Genomic DNA, 16,745 nt, shown 5'->3' with positions numbered 1-16,745 from the left:
TAACGGAAGTAAAAAGGAATTATTCCTTAAAATATTATTTGAAGGAGTGACCTCATGACAAATCCCAATTTAGAGCCAAATCCACCTCAAAAGGAGAAGGGATATCTTCGAATTTTAGGTGGAATTGAAAAGGTAGGGAATAAACTCCCTGACCCATTCATGTTGTTTGTGTACTTATCTGTCTTTATTGTTTTATTTTCCTGGTTTATTTCAAGTCTGGGTGTGACCGTTATCCACCCGAAAAATGGAGAAGAGTTAGCGATCAAGAGCCTGGTTTCCGGAGAGGGACTTCAATACATCCTGACCTCCATGCTCGATAACTTTACCGGCTTCGCACCACTCGGCCTCGTATTAGCGATGATGCTCGGGATCGGATTGGCGGAAAAGGTAGGATTACTGGAAACAGCGATCAAGAAAACGGTTTTAAACGCTCCACAAGGATTGATTACATACGCGGTTATCATGGTAGGGATCATGGGGAACCTGGCGTCAGATGCAGCCTTTGTTATCATTCCTCCACTTGCCGCAATGATTTTCTATACGGTGGGAAGGCATCCACTGGCAGGGCTTGCAGCAGGCTTCTCAGGAGTAGGAGCAGGTTTTACGGCAAACTTTATCATTACCGGAACCGATGCGTTACTCGCAGGGATATCAACCGAAGCTGCCAAAGCATTTGAAGTAACGGTCACACCGGTGGATAACTGGTACTTCATGATTGCATCTGTAGCTCTTCTTACGGTTGTAGGCGCTCTCGTTACTGAAAAAATTGTCGAGCCGCGATTAGGAACATACAAAGGGAAAGTAGATAAAACATTAGAAGAAGAGAGTCCTTTAGAAGGAAAAGGGCTTCGAAATGCAACCCTGGCAGGATTAGCATTCATCGTCCTGTTAGTCGTCGCGATTGCCTGGCCGGACTCTCCGATGCGAAATGAAGATGGGGGACTCATCCCTTCTACCTTCTTATCTGGAATCATTCCCATCACACTCTTCTTCTTTATTGTGATTGGGGTAGCTTACGGGGTGACTGTAAAAAAAATCCAGTCTTCAAGGGACGTTCCCAAGTATATGACAGAAGCCATGAAAGACATGGGCGGTTATATCGTATTAATCTTTGCAGCCGCACAGTTTATCGCTTACTTTGACTGGACGAATCTAGGGACATGGGTAGCGGTCAGCGGAGCGAATTTCCTCGAATCCATCAATATGACCGGACTTGCCGCCATCATCGGATTTGTCCTGTTGACAGCATTATTGAATCTATTGATCTTTAGTGGATCCGCCCAATGGGCATTGGAAGCACCGATCTTCATCCCGATGTTTGCGACACTTGGATATAACCCGGCGTTTGTACAAGCGGCCTATCGGATTGCGGATTCATCAACGAACATCATCACGCCGATGAACCCGTATATCATCGTGATACTCGCATTCATGCGAGAATACGATAAGAAAGCGGGACTGGGAACCTTGATCTCACTCATGCTTCCTTATACGATTGCGTTCTTATCGGTATGGATTGTGTTACTTCTGACGTTTGCTTTATTGGGTATTCCGTTTGGTCCTGGGGTAGGGGTTTATCTGTAAAAACCGGAATTACCACCATGTAACTAAAAAATAATCATAAGCCCGGTTCAAGAGCTGTTAATCCGCTCGAGAACCGGGCTTTGTCAAGTTTTATAGTTCAAATTTACTCAATATCAATGTAAGCGCTAACAAAATTTCAGTTAATTTACCCTATTTTTACACTATTATGACAAATCCTGTTGTATACTGGTAGATGGTGGCGAATCTACCACTTTATTAAACTACGAACAGGGGGAAGAAAATGAACGGGAAAACAATGAAGCGTCAATTGTTAAGTGTGACAGTTGCCTCCAGTATGGTTTTAAGCTTGTTAGCACCTCCCTTATCTCAGCATGTATCCGCTGCAGACGAGGCATTTCAGGACTTAATCATTTCTGAATATATCGAAGGATCCAGTTACAATAAAGCAATTGAACTATATAACGGTACTGGTGAAGCAATTGATTTATCGAATTACTCCTTAGAATTACATAGTAATGGCGCGGTGACTACGGATAATTCTTTTTCTTTATCTGGAACTCTAAACGCAGGTGATACTTTAGTACTTGCCCACGAGAAGGCTGTTCAGGCCATTCTTGATAAAGCAGATATCCAAGACAGCAATATCATCAATTTCAACGGGAATGACCCCATCACATTAAAGAAAAACGGCACTGTGATTGATTCGATCGGCCAGGTTGGTTCAGAAGCCTCCTTCGCAAGTGACGTCTCCATCGTCCGGAATGATTCCGTGACGACAGGAGATACAGACGTAACAGATGCATTCGATCCATCTGCAGAATGGACGAATTTAGGCAAAGATGTATTCAGTGATCTCGGAACCCATCTATCCGATGAACCGGCTCCTGAACCGACACCTATTGAACTATCCACCATCGCTGAAGCACGCACTGCGCCTAAAGGTACGGTTGTTAAAGTTCAGGGTATCGCGACAGCTGCCTTTGAAGCGGGCGGACAAACAAATCTGTTCATCCAGGATGGTACTGCAGGTGTCATCATCCGTGGGAGCGGTCTTACTGCCGAGCCGGGTGACGAAGTAGTCGCAGAAGGTAAACTTACCGACTATTATGGAATGCAGCAAATTGAAGCAACGGCTTCAAACGTTGAAATTACAGAAGAAGACAAGGGAGTTCCTTCACCAGCCTCCCTTATCTCTACAGAACTGTCAGCTGAAAATGGTGAAGATCACGAAGGAATGTTTGTTGAATTTACGGATGTGACAGTTGAATCCAAAGACAGCAACGGTAATTTCACCGCAACCGACAGTTCTGGTGAGTTCGTCATCAAACCAAATGATAGTACGATGCTTGAAGTTGGCAAAACGTACGAAATTCTTCGAGGCGTGGTGGATTATAACTTTGACGAATACAAACTGGTCCCGCGTAATACGTCAGATGTCATTGAAACAGCCTTCTCTGTAACCGCTGATCCAGCTTCAGGCTCAGTTGTAGAAGGAACGAAGGTTACACTTCAAACGGCAACTGAAGATGGAGCCATTCATTACACAATGGATGGAACGGACCCGACAGCTTCCAGTCCAGAATACACAACACCGATCGAACTTACTGCGGATGTAACGATTAAAGCAGTTGTTGTAAAAGATGGCGACACAAGCGATGTTTCCACCTTCACTTACAAAATCCTTAAATCTGCAGATGGTTTAAGCATTCATGATATTCAAGGAGACTCACATGCCTCTCCTTACGAAAATATGACCGTCTCAAACGTTCAAGGAATTGTGACCGCAAAGGCAGGTTCCAATGCATTTTATATGCAGGAAGAAACACCAGACGATAATCTGGCGACTTCTGAAGGAATCTATGTATATGCAAAGGGCAATTCTGTAAAAGTCGGAGACAAAGTAAATGTGGCGGGTCAAGTAAAAGAGTGGAGAGAAGACGGCTACGCTGATGCTAAAGATCTGCTTACAACTCAAATCACGGCATCTGCCGTTACTGTAGAATCTTCAGGTAATACAGTACCTGCAGCCATCATGATGGGGGTAGACCGCGTACCGCCGTCTGAGGTCATAGAAGATGATGAAATGACCTCTTTCGATCCCGAAACTGATGGACTGGACTTTTATGAAAGCCTTGAAGGAATGCTGATTGAAATCCCAGATGCAACCATTACAGGTCCGGTAAAATATGATGAACTACCTGTTGTAGTGAATACAAGTGAAGATCAACATCGCACAAGAGCAGGGGGAGTACTGATTTCTCCTGAAGATTATAACCCTGAGCGCATGCTGATCGACGTGGATGGCATGAATATCAATGCGAAAACAGGTGATATGCTGGATGGTTCCGTTACTGGAAACGTAAGCTATGATTATAGCAACTTTAAGATCCGTCCAACAGGAACTTTCCCTACAGTTGTTGATGGGAAAACAGCGCAGGAAGTGACGTCGATCACTCCGGTGAAAGAAGATCTAACGATTGCTTCTTATAATATTGAAAACTTCTATGCTGGAATTGAAGAAAGTAAAGTAGAGAAGATTGCTGACTCAATTGTTTCGAATATGAAAACACCGGATATCATTGGCCTGGTTGAGGTTCAGGATAATAATGGACCAACAGATGATGGTACGACAGATGCAAGTGCATCATACGAAACAATCATCAAGGCCATTGAAGAAGCGGGCGGACCGACTTATGAATTCACAGATATCGCTCCTCTGGATAAAACGGATGGCGGGCAGCCTGGTGGAAACATCCGTGTAGGTTTCATCTACAATCCTGAACGTGTCCAATTGACAGAAAAAGATGCCGGGGATGCCGTAACTTCCGTGGGTGTTGATGAAAATGGACTTACTCATAACCCAGGACGCATCGATCCAACAAACGAAGCATTTGACGATTCCCGTAAAGCCCTTGCAGCTGAATTCATGTTTAACGGTGAAAAAGTCATAGTCGTAGCAAACCACTTTAACTCCAAAGGTGGAGACGGAGCTTTATTCGGTGCAGACCACCCGGTTGTGCTTGGTAGTGAGGTACAGCGACTGAAACAAGCCGAGGTACTAAATGATTTTGTAAATGATGTGAACAAAAAGGTCGAAGATGCAAACGTTGTGGTTCTTGGTGACCTGAACGACTTCGAATTTTCTGCTCCAATTAATACTCTCGAAGGGGACGTTTTGACCAATATGATGGAAAAGCTCCCTGCAGAGGAACGCTACACGTATATTTATCAAGGAAACTCTCAAGTGCTTGATCATATTCTAGTGACGAATAATCTGGCAAAGACCACGATGGTCGATAGTATCAACATCAACTCTGATTTTAGTGAAGAAGATGGACGTGCGAGTGACCACGATCCTGTCCTGGCCAAGATTCAGTTTGAAAATAAGGTAGAACGTATTTCTGGTGACGACCGTTACCACACAGCTATTGAAATATCGAAAAAAGGCTGGGAGTCCGCAGACACAGTGGTCATTGCCAGAGGCGATAAATTCCCTGATGCTCTTGCAGGAGCTCCACTTGCATACAAACATGATGCGCCGATCTTATTGACGCAGCAGGGCAGTTTGAACGCTGAAGTACAAGAAGAAATCAAACGTTTAGGTGCGAAGAAAGCGATCATCCTTGGTGGTGAAGGTGCTGTATCCAAGTATGTTCAATATCAGCTTAAAGGATTAGGTTTGAAAACAGACCGTATTTCTGGTGACGATCGATTTGAAACAGCGGCCAATATCGCTGCTAAATTGGATGGTGATCCTGAAAAGGCGATCGTGGCAAATGCATACCAATTCGCTGATGCTCTTTCCGTTGCTTCTTATGCAGCACAGAATGGATATCCGATTGTACTATCTGCTCAAGACAAATTGTCAAAAGCATCAAACAAAGTATTAAAAGACATTGGCGAAAAAATCGTCGTTGGTGGCGAAAATGCGATCAGCACTGAGATTTTCGACAGTTTTGAAGAAGCGACTCGCTATAGTGGCTTGAACCGTTACGAAACATCAGCTGAAATTGCGAAACACTTAACTCCTCAAACTAATAAGGCAATTGTGGCAACAGGGATTAATTTTGCCGATGCACTGGCAGGTTCTGTGCTTGCAGCAAAAGAGGGTGCTGAAATCCTTCTTGTGAAGAAAGAGGAAGTGCCAGAGGATATTATGGAAGCAATTGATATGGATGATATTACTAACTTTCGTGTTATTGGTGGGGAAAATGCAGTTAGTGAAGAAGTTGTAAACCAATTAAAGAAATAGATTGTAGAAAAAGCAGGGGGGAATAACTCCCCTGCCCTGATGTGTAAAAAGAACCAGATTTGTTTTAATATTTAGTAAAATCATCACATTTTTTCATAAAACTACTATATAATGGGTTTTGTGGATGAAGTTCCGACAAAAACCTACATAAGAAAGGGAAGGGATTAACCAAATGAATATTAAAAAACCTTTATACGGTGTATTATCAACTGCAGCTTTGGCCGCTGCGATTTTTGCAGTATCCCCTGCAACTTCAGCTTCAGCAGAAGGGGAAGATTTTGATTTAACGATCATGCATACCAACGATACGCATGCTCATGTTGAAGGCTATCCCCGTTTAGTAACAGCAGTAAACGAGCTACGCACTGAAAAAGCGAATTCTTTACTGGTAGACGCTGGTGACGTATTCTCGGGAACCCTTTATTTCCGTCAATATCTTGGACAAGCTGACCTGCACTTTATGAACGAGCTTGACTTCGATGCAATGACTCTTGGTAACCATGAATTTGATAAAGACTCTAAAACCCTTGCAGACTTTATTAAAAATATGGATTTCCCAATGGTTTCATCCAATGTGACTGTTACAGGTGACAAGGATTTAGAGCCACTTTTCAAAAATGAAATCGGCCAACCTGGTGACGGCGGGAATGTCTACCCTGCAATGATCAAAGAAGTAGATGGAGAGAAAGTGGGGATCTACGGTTTAACGACTCCAGATACAGAATTCATCTCTAATCCTGGTGAAAATGTCGTCTTTGAAGATGCAGTTGAAAAATCAAAGGCTACAATCGCGATGCTTAAAGATAAAGGAGTCAACAAAATCATCGTTCTTTCTCACCTTGGGTATTCAAATGACTTAGAATTGGCTGAGGAAGTGGATGGACTTGATATCATCGTTGGTGGTCATTCCCATACAGTGCTTGAAGAGCCTGTAGTCATTGACAATGAAGAACCGACACTGATTGTTCAAGCTGGAGAATACTTGAACCTGCTTGGATTATTGGATGTAACATTTGATGATGAAGGTGTAGTAACGAGTCATGAAGGAGAAGTGCTGGACCTTGAAAGCTATGAAGAAGATGCTGATGCACTCGCGAAGGTTGAAGAGTTCAAAGCGCCTCTTGAGGATATGAAAAAAGAAGTTGTTGGGAACACGAAGGTAGCTCTTGATGGAGAACGTGCCGATGTACGTCGAAAAGAAACAAACCTAGGAAACTTAATCGCGGACGGTATGGTTGCAAAAGCGAATGAATTCGTTGAAACGCATATCGGTCTTCAAAATGGTGGAGGGATCCGTGCTTCAATCGATGCTGGTGAAATCACACTAGGGGAAGTATTAACGACCATGCCATTTGGAAACAACCTGGTTACTCTTGATTTAACGGGACAAGAAATTATGGATGCCCTTGAGCACAGTGTATCCAGAGTTGAAGGGGAAGACGCACCGGGTGAATTCCTTCAAGTTTCAGGGATTAACTTCAAGTATGATGTTAGCAAACCTGCCGGGGAGCGAGTATGGTCCGTAGAAGTGAAGACAGATAACGGATTTGAAGAGATTGACCCTGAAATGATGTACTCTGTGGCAACAAACGCCTTTACTGCAGATGGTGGAGACGGTTATACAATGTTCAAGGAAGCGAAAGAAGATGGACGCCTGACAGAATTATTCGTTGTCGATTTTGAGGTATTCACATCTTACCTTGAGAAGAACAACCCTATTTCACCTGCTGTTGAAGATCGAATCGTTCAAGAAGAAGCACCGGAAGTATCACGCCTGACTGGAGATACTCGTTACGAGACAGCCGTTGAAATTTCGAAAGAAGGTTGGGAAACTTCGGATACAGTTATCCTTGCCCGTGGAGATTCATTCCCTGACGCACTTGCAGGAGCACCTCTTGCATACAAGCATGATGCGCCGATTTTGTTAACTGAAAATGGTACGTTAAATGCAGCTGCAAAAGCAGAAATCAAGCGTCTTGGTGCAAAGAATGTCATCATTCTAGGTGGAAAAGGTGCGGTGAGTAACTATGTGAAATATCAGCTTGAAGGAATGGGACTGGATGTTGATCGTATCGGCGGAGATGATCGCTGGGAAACGGCTGTCAATATCGCTGCCAGTCTTGGGGGAGCACCGGAGAAAGCAGTAGTAGCAAACGGCAAGAACTTCCCTGACGCTCTTGCTATCGCTTCATATGCAGCGAGCAAAGGATATCCAATTCTATTGACGGATTCTGATAAGCTTCCAGCTGAAACAAAGAAAGCTTTAAAAGGAATCGACAGCACGATTGTAGTCGGTGGAGAAGCTGTAGTAAGCAAGGACGTCATGAAATCACTTCCTGAAGCGACTCGTTACTTCGGTCAAGACCGTTACGGTACGGCAGCGAAAATCGCGACAGACCTTAATCCATCTACACAAGTATACGTGGCCACTGGAAAGAATTTCGCAGATGCATTAGCCGGATCTGTACTTGCAGCAAAAGAAAATGCTTCTATGTTATTAGTACATCCTAATGACCTGCCTTCTGTCACTTCAGATGCTATTGATGAATTAAAAGCGAAGGATTTCCATATTCTTGGCGGTGAAAATGCTGTAAGTGAGACAGTAGCAGAAAAATTAATGAAATAATTTAATTCAAGAGAAGAGCCATCGATTTTTTTCGATGGCTTTTTCTTTTTCATAAATGATGTTAAAACAGCCTTAGATGGTCAACGCTAAACACATAGGGAGTGATTAGCGTTGCGTCTACTATTGGCTTTTATCTATTCTATTTTTGTAATTATCATGACTTGTACTCAGAATATCACCAAACTTGCCGTTGAGGGACCATCCTTTCAGTGGAATCCTGAACCGGATTTCTTGAGATTCTTTGATTTTCATTCATATCCATTTCATAGTCAAACTTATTTATTCCAAAAGTCAGGGCATGTCATCGCCTTTTACTTTCTTGCATTCATGATTCACTTTACTATCAGGAAGGGCTCTATTGGGTTTATTCTTTCAGTCGCTTTTGCGTTGTTTACTGAAATCGCACAACTTTATTTCTCAAGGACAGGTTGTTTGCTTGATGTAGGATATGATGTACTTGGAATTTCACTATATTTCATTTTATATACGGTTAATCAAAAAATCATGGTACTTTCCTCAAAAGCACAAAGTGGATGAAATGAAATCTAAAAAAGAACTGGCTGATTTCAGCCAGTTCTTATCCGGTATTCATTAGATTTTCGCCGTTTCCTTCTCCTGCTCAATCACTGCCAAACGCTCTGCCACTTCTTCCTCTGTCAAACCATGCTCTTTAATGTAGCGGTTTTCAGGGCTCTTGCGACATTCATCAGAGCAGCTTCTCATATACTTATGCTCGTTTTCTTCAGAGCAAAGAATTTTTCGGTTACAAGGCGGGTGCGCACAGTTTACGTAGCGTTCACAAGGTTCACCTGTGTAGTAGTCTTTTCCGACAACGACATGCTCTGTCTGATTGACAGGAACACCGATACGTTCGTCGAATACATAAAGCTGACCGTCCCATAGCTGACCTTTCACTTCAGGGTCTTGCCCGTAAGTGACGATTCCACCATGAAGCTGTGCTACATCCTCAAAGCCTTCTTTCACTAACCAGCCTGAGAATTTTTCACAGCGGATACCACCTGTACAATACGTGATGATTTTCTTGCCTTCCAGTTTATCTTTATTATCGCGGACCCAGTTCGGAAGATCACGGAAGTTTTTAATATCCGGCTTCACGGCTCCTCTGAAGTGTCCCAATTCATATTCATAGTCATTACGTGCATCAAGAAGAATCGTATCTTCCTGTTGGATTTGTTCAAAGAAATCCTTTGGCTCAAGGTATTTACCTGTGAGTTCATTCGGATTCACATCATCTTCAAGACGAAGTGTCACTAACTCTGGACGATGCTTCACTTTCAATTTCTTGAAGGCATGACCTTCAGCTTCGTCAATTTTGAACACAGTGTCCGAGAAGTGAGGATCCTTTCTCATCGCTTCCATATATGCATCTGTCTGTTCAATCGTACCGGAACATGTTCCGTTGATTCCTTCAGATGAAATCAGGATACGTCCCATAAGGCCAAGCTCCTCGCACATTTCTTTATGTTGGGCCGTAACCTCCTCGGGATTCTCAATGGCTACATAGTTGTAATACAGTAGTACTCGATAATTTTTCATGTTTATTTCCACCTATCGATATATATTTGCAAGATATAATCTTAGGATTCTGTTCCTTATTACTCTTACGATGTACTATTATAACAAATTTTTAAAGAAATGCATTATGTATGGGGGAGAAAAGCTGGGGATTGTGAGGAAAAGGTGGTGGATTTTGGTATCGGGTGGGGAGTGGTGCGCATACCGACTTTGGGGGAGGGGTATGTGCCTTGTTTGAGATTTATCTTCCGTGATTCGGATTTACGTGCCATTTTGAAAATATACCTGCCATATTTTCGTTTTATCTGCCAAAAATCCGATATATCTGCCACTATCCAAAATACGACAAATTTCGCCGAACTTTCAGGTCACCATCATAACCAAGAAATACAAGCATATAGATACATTAAATTTGAAAATATTTGTTATATTTGAAAGAATTAGAAGTGAGATGAAAAGTCTAATATAGGGGTTGTCGGTACATATGTATAGAAAAGTCATTCTGGTTTGTCTCTTTGTCACTTTCAGTCTGTTGGTCGCCGGATGTCAAGAGAAGCCAAAGCCTGATGATCGTTTGCATGAATACGTCGATCTTTGGAATAAAGAAAAGTTTGAAAGCATGTTCAACGAGTATCTAAACTCTTCTACTAAAGATTCGTTTAAGCAAGAAGATTTCGTCACAAGATACAAGGACATCTATGAAGATTTAGAAGTGAAGGATGTAAAGGTGACTTTTAAAAAGCCGGAAAAAGATGTGGACTGGGACAAGGAAACAAAAGCCGGATTCCCTTTGACTATTTCATTCAATACTTTGGCTGGTGAGGTTTCCTATGATAAAGAAATCACTTTAACAAAAGAAAAACAAGGTGATGACGAAGATTGGTATGTAGACTGGGAGCCTTCTTTTATCCTGCCGGAAATGGAAAAGGAAGATAAAGTAGGTGTGGAGAGTATATCTGCTAAGCGCGGGGATATACTTGACAGGAACCAACAGCCCCTTGCGATGAATGGAGAGGCATTTGAACTGGGGATCGTACCAAAAGAGTTTAACGAGAGCGACTTAAAGAAGCTTTCATCCCTGTTTGATATGTCAGTGGAATCGATTCAGGGTAAGCTTGATCAGAGCTGGGTGAAACCGGAATTTTTTGTACCGATTAAAAAGATTGCCCTTACTGAACGACCTTTAGCTCTGGAAGTTATTGAATTAGGAGGTCTTTACTCTAAACGGGTACCTGCAAGAGAATACCCATATGGGGAAGCGACCGCCCACCTGACCGGTTATATAGGAAAACTTACAGCAGAAAAGCTGGAGAAACTAAAAGGTAAAGGCTATACAGCTCAATCATTGATGGGCCTCAGCGGTGCTGAAGAAGTATACGAAGATCAGTTGCGAGGAAAAGACGGACAGCGCATTTATTTGAAGAAAGAAGAGTCTGAAGAAGTAGTGACCGTTGCAGAACAACCGGTTGAAGATGGCCAAAACATCACCTTGACCATCGACGCCGAAATGCAAAAGAAGCTTTATGAACAGATGAAGAGTGAAGCGGGAACAGCTGCAGCCCTCAATCCACAAACGGGTGAAGCATTGGCCTTGGTCAGTACACCAGCCTATGATCCGAATGATTTTGTATTAGGGATGTCCTCTGAAAAATACAAAAAGTTGGCGGACGATCCGAAAAAGCCATTGCGAAATCGTTTTCCGATTACGTATTCACCTGGATCAACCATGAAGGGCATCACAGCATCCGTTGGATTGAAATCCGGAAAGCTAGATCCAAATAAGATCTATGATATTACGGGGAAGAAATGGCAAAAGGATGATTCGTGGGGGAATTACAAGGTTGTCCGTGTCTTTGATAATGAGAGTAAGGTGGACTTGGAAAGTGCGTTGAAATTCTCGGATAACATCTATTTTGCCCGAGTGGGATTAGAGATGGGGGCAGATACCTTTATTGCAGGATTAAAGGACTTTGGATTTGGAGAAGAAATTCCATCTTCTTATCCAATTTATAAATCGCAAATCTCCAACGACGGAACCATCTCCAAAGAAGTCCAACTGGCTGATTCAGCCTTTGGTCAAGGGGAAGTTCTCATGAGCATCGTCCACCTGGCCAGTGCCTATGGAGGAATCATCAACGAGGGGAATATGATGAAGCCGAGGCTTCTAAAGGATGAAGAACATGAGGTTTGGAAAGAAAACTTGCTGTCGAAAGAACAAGCTGACATGCTGAAAACAGATTTTCGTAAAGTTGTCACTGAAGGAATTGCCGGTAAAGCGAGTGTAGAAGGAAAAGCAATCGCCGGAAAAACCGGAACGGCAGAGATCAAAGCAGAACAGGGAACAACCGGGACTGAAAATGGATTATTTGTATCCTATGACCAGAATGACCCCACGATGGTGCTCGCCGTGCTTCTTGAAGACGTAGAAAAAGCGGGAGGCAGTACGCATACAGTAGAAGTGACAAAAAGATTTTATGATAGCTGGTAATCCAAAAACGGTGAGCAGGCATATGCTCACCGTTTTTATATTAGAGAGGGACGGACCTCTTGATTAGGAATATAAGGTCCGTCCCTCTGTTTAATTTTGACATCATGTTCCAACTCGCTCTTTAACCACGATTCCGCTTTCAATATGTGCTATGATAGACAAAATGGCCCTAGAGGTTGAAATCCACAGGAGTGATCAATTTGAATTTGTTTTTAACGGGATCGACAGGTTTTCTTGGTGGAAGGCTCATCAAGAACCTTTTACAACATAAACGTAACGAAGTCTATATTCTAGTAAGAAATGTAGAGAAGGCTGAGAGATTGAGAGATTCCTTTCAAGAGGATGAGCAAAAGAGAATTCATATTTTCCGAGGGGATATCACGATTCCCAATGCCGGCTTGAGTAAGGATGATCTTGAATGGTTAACAGGGAAGATCGATGCGGTTTATCACCTCGCAGCCCTGGTGAAGTTTGATTTGGAGTTGCGTGATGAACTATTTGCTGCTAATTACGATGGGACCAAGCATATCCTTGAACTAGCTTCCATTCTGCAAGCAAAGAAGTTTTATTATGTAAGTACGGCTTACACGGTCGGAAAGCTGGCAGAAGGGATAGAGGAGCTTTATCCGGCAGACGGAGAATTCCACAACCCATACGAGGAAAGCAAAGTGAAATCGGAGCATCTTGTTTTTTCTTATCGAGACAAAATGGATGTGTCCATTTTCCGCCCGGCTATTATTGTAGGAGATTCTAAAACGGGGGAAGCGGACTCCCAATTCACACTGTACGGATTCATGCGTGCTCTCGGGGTGTTTAAACGTAAGACTGCAAGGCGCCGGGGGGAAGAACGGACCTACAGACTGGTTGCGGCGAAAAACGGAACTTCCAATCTTGTACCCGTGGATTATGTGGCGGACATTCTAAGCCTGGCTCCAGAAAAAGCCCAAGCGAACAAAATCTATCATATTACGAATCCGAATCCTCCTGAGAACATCGAGCTGCTGAAAATGTTAAAAGAAGCACTTGAATTTGAGAACTTATCGGTCGTTGAAAACACGGGTGAGTATGAGTTGGATGAAGAGGAAGTAAAGCTTAATAGCTTGATTGATGTGTTCAAGGTGTATCTGGCGGGGGCGTTGACATTTGATGATCGCAATACTCAAGACCTGATGGAAGGTACCGTGGTGTCCCATTTGGATATGTCGAATGAGACGATTGAGATGATCATTCGGACGGGTTGCGAGCCTAACGGTGGAAAAGTTACGGTATAAACAGAAAAAGCAAAGCCCCAATGGTACGAGCCATTGGGGCTTTGCCTTTTTATAGTGCGGTAACCAACCCGCCATCAACGACGAGGGATTGACCGGTTAAATAGGTGTTGGCGTCTGAAACTAAGAAGGTAATGGCCCGGGCAAATTCTTCAGGCTCGCCGTACCTTCCCATCGGAATAGCTTTTTCACTTTGCTTCTTAAATTCCTCAAGAGAAACATTATGTTTATCTGCGTTTAATTGATCCAACTGAGCCACTCGTTCTGTTGCGATTCTTCCAGGACCTACCGTGTTGATGAGAATGTGATCCTGGGCCAGTTCCCTTGATAAGCTCTTCGATAACCCGACAATTCCTGTTCTGAAGGTGTTGGATAGTATCAGACCATCAATTGCCTGCTTCGTGGAGGAAGAAGCGATATTGACGATCCGTCCGCCCTTATTCTTTTTCATATGGGGAATAACCTCTCTGATGGTACGGATATAGCTGAGCAGGTTAAGCTCAAAGGCATATTGCCAGTCTTCATCATCAAATTGCTGGAATCCCCCTGCAGGTGGGCCTCCAGTGTTGTTGACGAGAATGTCGACACCTCCAATTTTATTTACCGCTGTTTCCACGAGTGCTTGAATGTCTTTTGGTTTTGTCATGTCACATGTTGCAAAATAAACATTCTGATTCCCGGATAGTTCAATGATTTCTTTTGCAGTAGATTGAAGCTCTTCTTCATTTCGACTGGAAATAAGCACGTGAGCCCCTTCTTTTGCAAGCTCGAGTGCCGTTGCTTTTCCTAATCCTTTACTGGAAGCAGTGACAATCACTGCTTTATTCTTCAAACCAAAATCCATTAAAATCCACCTCGTTTAATTGGGAATATTGATCTCTTTATTCATCGGTTTACCCTTTCCTTGGTAATTCCAAAACAGTACAAAGACGAAGACGGTTAAGCCGATAATGTCTGTTATCCAACCAGGATAGATCAGGAGAAAAGCGGATACAGCACTTATCAATCTCATACTGACAGGGATTTTCTTTTTGAAATAGCCCTCGATGGAAACCGACAACAGGAACACTCCGATAACAGAAGTAACCGTCAGAACAAGAATACTCGTAACGGATGCGTCCACCATCAGCATTTCATGGGAAAACACAAACATAAATGGCACGATAAATCCTGCAATGGCAAGCCTCATTGCCTGGAATCCGGTCTTAGTCGGATCACCGCCACTGATGCCTGCACCGGCAAACGCTGCCAGGGCGACAGGCGGCGTGATATTCGCAAAGATCCCAAAGTAGAACACAAACATATGAGCAACAAACACGGCCGTTTCCGTCGACCCGGCCAATTCACGGAACAGTGGCAGCTGTAAAAGGATCGGTGCGGCCATGGTACTCGTGATGATATAGGTTGGGATACTTGGTAGACCCATTCCCAGCACGATGGAAGTAACCATTGTCAGCAGTAACGTTATGACGAGCTGAAGGAGCGGGCTGTCAATCATTTCACCAATTCCGACAATGCTGTTGGCGAGCTCCAGTGCAACTCCGGTTAGTGAGGCAACTCCGACGACGATTCCAACAGCACCGCAGGCGACTGCCACCGGAATTGTCGTTTTAGCTCCTTCTTCCAGTGCTTGTACGCAATCCTTTAAGCCAATTTCTTCAGCTTCCAAATCCATTGTTTTTCTAACGAGATTGATGACCAATGGTATCACCACGATCAACAGGAGTTCCCACCATCCGCTTTTAAGAGGAGGGATGCTTTCTCCTGAAAGGACGCCATTCACCTGTGGTTGGTAAATGAAAAATACTCCTAGAAGGGTTGATAACGTCAGAACCTGCTTCGAACCGGAAATGATAATCGTTGCCAATATCGACCAGAACGCAGCATAGAACGGTGTTTTTCCTGAGAATAATAAGTACAGGAGAATCACCATCGGAATGATTAAGTGCCCTCTTTCGGCCAGCACTGCTTTCACCGACGGCAACTCTGATTTTGGTACTCCGTGCAATCCGCGTTTGGATGCTCTAAAGTGCACCTGAAGCAGGATACCGATGTAGAATAGCAGTGCAGGAATGATACCTGCCATGATCACTTTGGTATAAGGAATATTCAGGTTCTCTGCCATAATGAAGGCGGCTGCACCCATGATGGGAGGAAGGATCTGCCCACCGACACTTGCCGCTGATTCGACCGCTCCTGCAAATTCCTTTTTATAGCCGATCTTTTTCATCAATGGAATAGTGAAGGCACCGGTTGTCACTACGTTGGCAACAGCCGATCCATTAATGGAACCTAGAAATCCACTGGCTATAACGGCAACTTTAGCAGGACCGCCTTTTGTATGTCCTGCAACTGCCAGTGCCAGGTCATTAAATAATTTCCCCATGCCAGAGCGGCTAAGGAATGCTCCAAATAAGATAAAGAGAATGATATAGCTTGCCGACACGCCGATCGCTGTACCGAGGATCCCCTCCGTGATGTAAACAAGCTGGGATATCATTTTCTTTGTCACGGTCAATGTGATTTGAGAATTCAATGCCGGATAGATGGCCAGCTTCACATAGAGACCATAGATTAAAAATCCAAGGGCAAGGAGGGTCAGTCCCCAGCCGGTGACACGCCTTGTCAGTTCGAGAAGAAGGACGATGACGAGTATTCCGACGATGAAATCGGTATCGTTGATCTGTCCTCCCATTTTAATGATTCGCTCCGCACTGAATAACATATAAATACCTACGAATAATGACAAACCGCTTAAGATATAGTCATAAAATGGAACAGGATGGCCTTTCTTTTTGCTAATAAAAGGGTACAGGATAAATCCAATGGCCATCAATCCATATAAGTGGATGCTTCGCTGCTTTACATCGACTAACGCCCCTGCATAAGAAGTGTATAAATGGAAGAGAGCAATCCCTGCTGCCAATACTAAAATAAATAGACCGATCACTTTGGGAAACCCGCTTCTCGTATTTCCCTCCCGATCCAACTCTTCCACTGATGTGTTCTTTTGTTTTTTCATTATGAGTC

9 protein-coding genes are annotated in these 16,745 nt (G+C 43.4%); 6 read left to right on the top strand and 3 right to left on the bottom strand.

Going from position 1 to position 16,745, the window contains the following annotated elements:
• Positions 1-54 precede the first annotated feature (54 nt).
• The 4 genes from ACQKFO_RS13960 (at position 55) to ACQKFO_RS13945 (ending at position 8,960) form a co-directional block, all read left to right on the top strand.
• A complete protein-coding gene (locus tag ACQKFO_RS13960) occupies positions 55-1,584 on the top strand; it encodes an AbgT family transporter (RefSeq protein ID WP_427599407.1) in 1,530 nt (509 codons plus the stop codon).
• Positions 1,585-1,825: 241 nt separating this feature from the next.
• On the top strand, positions 1,826-5,797 hold the full coding sequence (locus ACQKFO_RS13955; RefSeq protein ID WP_427599405.1) for a cell wall-binding repeat-containing protein: 3,972 nt from the start codon (positions 1,826-1,828) through the stop codon (positions 5,795-5,797).
• 172 nt (positions 5,798-5,969) lie between these two features.
• On the top strand, positions 5,970-8,423 hold the full coding sequence (locus tag ACQKFO_RS13950; protein ID WP_427599403.1) for a cell wall-binding repeat-containing protein: 2,454 nt from the start codon (positions 5,970-5,972) through the stop codon (positions 8,421-8,423).
• A gap of 111 nt (positions 8,424-8,534) precedes the next feature.
• Positions 8,535-8,960 carry a VanZ family protein gene (locus tag ACQKFO_RS13945; RefSeq protein WP_427599402.1) on the top strand — a complete coding sequence of 142 codons (426 nt, stop codon included), beginning with the start codon at positions 8,535-8,537 and terminating at the stop codon, positions 8,958-8,960.
• A gap of 54 nt (positions 8,961-9,014) precedes the next feature.
• Here ACQKFO_RS13945 and ACQKFO_RS13940 read toward each other — a convergent pair whose 3' ends face one another.
• Complete coding sequence (locus ACQKFO_RS13940; protein WP_427599400.1) at positions 9,015-9,980, bottom strand: rhodanese-related sulfurtransferase; 966 nt, start codon at positions 9,978-9,980, stop codon at positions 9,015-9,017.
• A 463-nt stretch (positions 9,981-10,443) separates the two neighbouring features.
• Here ACQKFO_RS13940 and ACQKFO_RS13935 point away from each other — a divergent pair, with 463 nt between their 5' ends.
• Complete coding sequence (locus ACQKFO_RS13935) at positions 10,444-12,447, top strand: penicillin-binding transpeptidase domain-containing protein (RefSeq protein ID WP_427599398.1); 2,004 nt, start codon at positions 10,444-10,446, stop codon at positions 12,445-12,447.
• A gap of 200 nt (positions 12,448-12,647) precedes the next feature.
• A complete protein-coding gene (locus ACQKFO_RS13930) occupies positions 12,648-13,718 on the top strand; it encodes an SDR family oxidoreductase (RefSeq protein WP_427599397.1) in 1,071 nt (356 codons plus the stop codon).
• 49 nt (positions 13,719-13,767) lie between these two features.
• On the opposite strand, the gene ACQKFO_RS13925 is transcribed toward ACQKFO_RS13930, so the two are convergent.
• Both ACQKFO_RS13925 and ACQKFO_RS13920 read right to left on the bottom strand, forming a co-directional pair.
• Positions 13,768-14,559 (bottom strand): SDR family oxidoreductase, encoded by a 792-nt coding sequence (locus tag ACQKFO_RS13925; protein ID WP_427599396.1) that lies wholly within the window; start codon positions 14,557-14,559, stop codon positions 13,768-13,770.
• A 15-nt stretch (positions 14,560-14,574) separates the two neighbouring features.
• Positions 14,575-16,737 carry a TRAP transporter permease gene (locus ACQKFO_RS13920; protein WP_427599394.1) on the bottom strand — a complete coding sequence of 721 codons (2,163 nt, stop codon included), beginning with the start codon at positions 16,735-16,737 and terminating at the stop codon, positions 14,575-14,577.
• Positions 16,738-16,745: the final 8 nt, after the last annotated feature.

This window comes from Rossellomorea sp. NPDC071047, assembly GCF_050270195.1.
In the GTDB taxonomy this organism is placed as follows: Bacteria; Bacillota; Bacilli; order Bacillales; family Bacillaceae_B; genus Rossellomorea.
Note: the sequence above shows the minus strand (reverse complement) of the source record. Positions and strands in the feature narration are given on the sequence as shown.

Excerpts from the sequence above, each read along its gene's own strand:
- ACQKFO_RS13960 (WP_427599407.1), top strand. The coding sequence starts at position 55 with ATGACAAATCCCAATTTAGAGCCAAATCCACCTCAAAAGGAGAAGGGA.
- ACQKFO_RS13955 (WP_427599405.1), top strand. The coding sequence starts at position 1,826 with ATGAACGGGAAAACAATGAAGCGTCAATTGTTAAGTGTGACAGTTGCC.
- ACQKFO_RS13950 (WP_427599403.1), top strand. The coding sequence starts at position 5,970 with ATGAATATTAAAAAACCTTTATACGGTGTATTATCAACTGCAGCTTTG.
- ACQKFO_RS13940 (WP_427599400.1), bottom strand. The coding sequence starts at position 9,980 with ATGAAAAATTATCGAGTACTACTGTATTACAACTATGTAGCCATTGAG.
- ACQKFO_RS13935 (WP_427599398.1), top strand. The coding sequence starts at position 10,444 with ATGTATAGAAAAGTCATTCTGGTTTGTCTCTTTGTCACTTTCAGTCTG.
- ACQKFO_RS13925 (WP_427599396.1), bottom strand. The coding sequence starts at position 14,559 with ATGGATTTTGGTTTGAAGAATAAAGCAGTGATTGTCACTGCTTCCAGT.
- ACQKFO_RS13920 (WP_427599394.1), bottom strand. The coding sequence starts at position 16,737 with ATGAAAAAACAAAAGAACACATCAGTGGAAGAGTTGGATCGGGAGGGA.